Genomic DNA, 1135 nt, shown 5'->3' on the forward strand with positions numbered 1-1135 from the left:
AGGGCCCAGGATAATAATATCTCAAATTAACGAAGAAATGATTTGTTTTTTACCTCAGTTCTTTGTTAGGCAATGTTTTGTCCATCATTTGGATATTCAATATATTCAAATTTTTGTAATGATTTTGTCAGACGGAAAAAGATATTTCTAAGTTCAAAAGCAATGTGAAACATAGTATATTCGTTGGAATTTTCTTGCTCAAAAACCTGTCCATTTATGAAATTAAACTTGCAACCCATAAAATCAAATTCACTATCCTTACCATAATAGATTCCATTTGTATGAATTAAGCAATTCCTTAATTTTGAACAGAATTCAATAAATTTCACATCCTTTTTATATTCAGATATTATATAATTATCAGGTTCTAAATATCTTAAAAACTTGAATTTTCTTCCTATTGGTATAAATTGAGATTTAAGAGTTATTTCTTTTAACGCACTTTTTTCAGGGTCTTCAAGTTTTGATATAACCTTTAAAATCTTATAATTTAAATCTGAGATAATATTTAATTTATCTGTATCAGTTGATAAATTTTCGAATAAAATGGCAATCGATGTTTCAAAACTTGTCCACGTTCCGATATATACATCTCTGTTAAGTTTATTGTTGTATCCAATTGACAACATATTGTTGTCTTGAATCTCAAACAAACGTTTAGCGTGAGATTTAAAATTAATTACTTCTCTTGTAAATTTGATATCTCCACTTCCAATATATTCAGACATACGATAAGCTACTTTTCCAATGTAAAAGTCATATATAGTTGTATAGAATAATCCGAAAAAACTATGTCTTACATCATCTTCGTGCCAGCTTTCTTTGAGGTCAAAACAGTCTTGCTTAATCTCATCTGTAATTTCTAAAAGAGTCTGTAGATTCATTTTTTAATATTGCCTAACGGTCTCGTATAACCGTCAGTTACGGGTTAAATTAGCGATTATTTTCGGTTTGGTACTGACGCTCGCAATTCCGAGTGGATTCGGACGTAGTCGAATCCGCCGTAATTGCGGTTATACATTGTGCCTGTTGCACAACCACTCGCTAAATATACAGAAAATTCGTATATTGCTGTATGCAAGGCAAGAAAGATTACCAAGAAAAGTTATTTGCTCAATTTCAGTTAAGCGAGCGC

At 30.7% G+C, this 1135-nt stretch carries 1 protein-coding gene; it reads right to left on the reverse strand.

What is annotated here, in order from left to right; genetic code table 11:
• Positions 1–65: 65 nt before the first annotated feature.
• On the reverse strand, positions 66–884 hold the full coding sequence (locus ACFSR8_RS14680; protein ID WP_380293363.1) for a hypothetical protein: 819 nt from the start codon (positions 882–884) through the stop codon (positions 66–68).
• Positions 885–1135 lie beyond the last annotated feature (251 nt).

This window comes from Hyunsoonleella rubra, assembly GCF_042684665.1.
Taxonomy (GTDB): Bacteria; Bacteroidota; Bacteroidia; order Flavobacteriales; family Flavobacteriaceae; genus Jejuia; species Jejuia rubra.